Source organism: Novosphingobium sp. CCH12-A3 (assembly GCF_001556015.1).
In the GTDB taxonomy this organism is placed as follows: Bacteria; Pseudomonadota; Alphaproteobacteria; order Sphingomonadales; family Sphingomonadaceae; genus Novosphingobium; species Novosphingobium subterraneum.
This window is the reverse complement of record NZ_LSIA01000001.1, coordinates 1-4,224: the sequence shown is the minus strand read 5'-3', so window position 1 is coordinate 4,224 and position 4,224 is coordinate 1. Positions and strand designations below refer to the sequence as shown.

The following is a 4,224-nucleotide window of genomic DNA, read 5'->3' as shown; positions in this document are numbered from 1 at the left end:
GCTTAAGACCGATCGCTCCCCCGCCAAGCAAGGCGGGTCCCGCCGGACGATTACGGTTCAGGGGCAGGACAACCTCGGCCTGCGGGGCCAGCTGCTGTTCAAGCCGAGCGACGCGCTGAGCATCACGCTCGCCGGTGACTATAGCGAACAGGACGCCGCCTGCTGCGGTTCGGTCTATGTCCGGACCGGGACCACGCAGCGCGCTGCCGATCGTCAGTTTGCAGCGCTTGCCGCGGCACAAGGCTATACCGTGCCGAGCACCAATCCGTATGACCGGCTGACCGACCTCGACGCCACCCTTCAGGCGGGCAACAAGATCGGTGGGGTCTCGCTCAAGGCCAAGTGGGACATCGGGCCGGGTACGCTGACCTCGGTCACTGCCTGGCGCTTCTGGGACTGGCAGCCTCAGAACGACCGTGACTTTACCGGTCTGCCGATCGTCACAAAGTCGCAGAACCCGTCGCAACAGGATCAATACACGCAGGAGCTGCGCTACAACTACAGCGGCGATCGCCTTGATTTCGTGCTGGGAGCCTTCGGGTTCTACCAGCGTATCGACACGCAGGGCACCGAGCAGCATGGCAGCGCGTCGACCAAATGGAACCTTGCGCCCAGCAATGCCCTTTACAACTCCAACGTGCTGAACGGGCTGACGGCGCTCAACACGCAGTATCTCAAGAATGCCAGCGTGGCGGTTTACGGGCAGGCGAGCTGGAAAGTGACGCCGGAACTGACCCTGCAGCCGGGCGTGCGCGTGAACTATGACAAGAAGGACGGCTTCTACCAGCGGCGCGTCTTCACGGCCTCGGGCAGCGAAATCCTGATCGACGGAACGACCAGCCCGGTGAAGACGGCGCAACTCGGCATCTTCACGCCGCAGACCATCTCTCCCAAGTTCAGCGACTGGAACTTCAGCTACGATTTTACCGCCAGCTACAAGGTCGCACCCGGCATCCTGTTCTATGCTACGTACGCCAAGACCTTCAAGTCAGGCGGCATCAACCAGAACGGGGTGCCCACGGATGCCGCGAACAACCCGATCCTCGGGGCGGCTACTGTCAAGCCGGAATCGGTGCAGCACTACGAAGCAGGCCTCAAGACCGAGTTCTGGGACCGGCGGGCCATCCTCAATCTGTCGGCCTACCGCACGGACATCAAGGACTATCAGGCCAACGTGAACAACGGCCAGTTCGGCGTTCTGCGCGGCTATCTCGCCAACGCCGGAGCGGTTCGCTCACAGGGAGTCGAGGCCGATTTCTCGGTCCGGCCGAGCGAGCGCTTCAATGTCTATGTGAACGGAGCCTACACCGACGCCACCTACCGCAAGTTCGTCGACGCCCCGTGCCCGCCGGAGCTTTCGGGCGGAGCCAGCAGCCCCGCCAACTGCGACATTTCGGGCCAGCGACTGCCTGGTGTATCGAAGTGGTCACTGTCCTTCGGGCTTGAAGCCAATGCTCCAGTCACGTTTCTCGAGCAGGAGGGGCAGGTCTACTTCGGCTATGACGGCAGCTATCGCTCGAACTTCTCGTCGAACCCGACGCCCTCGATCTACACTTGGGTTGATGGCTATTCGCTGTCGAACTTTCGCGTTGGCTTCCGCACTGACGACGGGTTCGACATTTATGGCTGGGTGCGCAATGCATTCGACCAGAATTACATCGACCAGCTCTTCGTCGGCCCAGGCAATACCGGCCTGATCGCGGGACTCCCGGGCGATCCGCGCACTTGGGGCGTAACCTTGCGCAAGAGCTTCTGAGGCCGAACCACCCCGCAGCGCATGCGGTACTCAAGGGCCGGTGGAGCATTCCACCGGCCTCTTTTCGGATCGTCAGTTGTTGCCGCCGATGAAGTCGCCCAGTTCGCCCAGAATCGAGCCTTCGCCCCGGTTCTGGCCGCCGCGTGAGCCTGCTGCCGCCAGCATCCGACCGGCGAGACGGGAGAAGGGTAGGGACTGGATCCAGACCTTGCCGGGACCGCGCAGGCGGGCGAAGAACAGGCCTTCGCCGCCGAACAGGACAGACTTCACGCCGCCTGCGGTAACGAGGTCGAAATCAATGCCAGGCGTATAGGCGGCAAGGCAGCCGGTATCGACGTGGAGTTCCTCGCCGGGGCGTAGTTCCTTCTCCACCAGCGTGCCGCCCATCTGCACGAAGACCCAGCCATCCCCGTCGAGCTTCTGCATGATGAAGCCTTCGCCGCCGAAGAGGCCGGTCATCACGCGGCGCTGGAAGGCAACGCCGATGGAGACGCCGCGCGCGGCGGCGAGGAAGCTGTCCTTCTGACAGATCAGCGTGCCGCCCACGTCAGACAGCTTGATCGGAAGGATCGCGCCAGGAGTGGGCGAGGCGAAGGCCACGCGCGCCTTGCCCGAACCATTGTGCGTAAAAACGGTGGTGAACAGGCTTTCGCCGGTCACGAGCCTCTTGCCCGCACCGAGCAGCTTGCCCATGAAGCCGCCCTGCTGATCGGCACTGCCATCGCCGAATACGGTCGTCATCCCAACTGAGCCGTCCTTCCACACCAGCGCGCCTGCTTCGGCGACTGCGCTCTCACCCGGATCGAGCTCGATCTCGAGAAACTGGAGTTCCTGCCCCTTGATCTCGAAATCGATGTCGTCGGCAATGCTTGCGCTACGGTGATGGGCCCACGGACTGTTGGACATTGAAGTCTCCCAAGGATTGATGTGCGCAGATGTAGCAATCCACTGCGCCGATACGAGAGGGCATATCATGTCTTCGTCGGCGCTGTTATGACGCTTGTCGGATCGAGGGGTATTTTGACAATGACAACGCTGCGGCCCGAACGGTATTCTGCGCTTGCCATCATCCTGCACTGGGCGATCGCCCTGTTGTTGCTGTTCCAGATCGGGCTGGGCTGGGCGCTGGAAGACCTGCCCAAGGGCGCGGTGCAGTTCGCCGGATACCAGTTCCACAAGTCGGTGGGCATCGCGATCCTGCTGCTGAGCCTTGCGCGGCTGGTGGTGCGACTGTTCAAGGCGCGTCCTGCGCCAGTGCAGGACGGCAAGGCGCAGATGTTGCTCGCATCTGCTGTGCATGTCCTGCTTTATGGGGTGATGATCCTTGGGCCGCTGACCGGGTGGATCATCGTTTCGACGGCCAAGGTGCGGTTGCAGACGATGTTGTTCGGCAAGGTGCCATGGCCTGACCTGCCGGTTGGCCAGGCCTTCCATGAGCCTGCCGAAGCTCTGCACGGAGCCTTGGGCACCGTCGGCATGGCACTGATCGTGCTGCACGTTGCTGGCGCCTTGTATCACCACTTCAAGCGCGAGGACGTGATTGGCCGGATGCTGCCTGCGGCGATCCGCTCGCACGGCGCGATAGGTATTGCCGGATTTGCAGCAATTGCTCTTGGGGCCGGGGCGCTGATCTGCGGCCTGTTCCTTTCGGTTTCCGGGAACAAGAGTCCGGCTGCTAAGCCGCCAGGCGAAGTGGCTTCTGGAAGTGCTGCCGATGTGCCGATCGAAGAGCCCTCAGCACCCGCGAGTTCCGAACCCGCCGTTGCCGAGAGCGCGGCAGCAACAGCTGCCAAGGCGAGCCCGTGGAAACTGGAGAAGGGCGGACGCTTGGGCTTTGCGGCAGAATACAGCGGAGAGGCCATCAACGGATCGTTCTCGCGCTGGGATGCGACGATCGTCTTCGATCCCGAAGACCTGCCGGGCTCATCAATCCGTGCGACAATCGATCTCGCCTCGGTCGACAGCGGCGACAGCCAGCGCGATGATATGCTGCGCAGTGACAGCTTCTTCGCTGTCGGCGCACATCCCAAGGCGCAGTTCGTCTCGACCAGCATTAAGGAGGCGGGCCAAGGCCGCTACGTCGCCAATGGAACGCTTTCGCTGCATGGACAGCGCAAGCCGATGGCGTTGCGGTTTGCCCTCAAGATCAGCGGCGACAAGGCAACCGCCACCGGCAATGCAACCCTGCAGCGGCTATCCTTCGGAGTCGGTGAAGCAGAATGGTCCGCGACCGATCAACTGAAGGATGCAGTCGGCGTCAACTTCAATATCAAGGCTACGCGGCAGGCCCCTTGATCGCGCCAGTGTGGCGCAGGCCGCCAAAGAAAAATTCGGAATAGGCTCGAGCCCACTTCTCGTTGGCACTGTCGTCGATTTCCTTGATCGAGCCTGTGAAGCGCGCGTGGCCTAGCAGGTCGCCCGTGAAAAACTCTGAAGCCTTTGGGAATGCGTGGGTTTTAGCGGATTTG

The 4,224-nt window shown here is 62.2% G+C and carries 3 protein-coding genes and 1 pseudogene; 2 read left to right on the top strand and 2 right to left on the bottom strand.

What is annotated here, in order from left to right:
• Positions 1-1,756: TonB-dependent receptor (locus AX703_RS00020; RefSeq protein WP_062341710.1), on the top strand; the 1,756-nt coding region annotated here is incomplete at its 5' end.
• A gap of 72 nt (positions 1,757-1,828) precedes the next feature.
• Here AX703_RS00020 and AX703_RS00015 read toward each other — a convergent pair.
• Positions 1,829-2,662, bottom strand: coding sequence for a TIGR00266 family protein (locus AX703_RS00015; RefSeq protein WP_062341708.1), 834 nt, complete (start codon positions 2,660-2,662; stop codon positions 1,829-1,831).
• A gap of 120 nt (positions 2,663-2,782) precedes the next feature.
• Between AX703_RS00015 and AX703_RS00010 the strand changes: the two genes are divergently transcribed.
• Positions 2,783-4,051: a YceI family protein gene (locus tag AX703_RS00010; RefSeq protein ID WP_062341705.1), complete on the top strand. Its 1,269-nt coding sequence runs from the start codon at positions 2,783-2,785 to the stop codon at positions 4,049-4,051.
• Here the strand turns inward: AX703_RS00010 and AX703_RS28125 are convergent.
• Positions 4,032-4,224, bottom strand: a pseudogene (locus AX703_RS28125) (hypothetical protein); the annotation flags it as partial. The gene AX703_RS00010 and the pseudogene AX703_RS28125 overlap by 20 nt on opposite strands.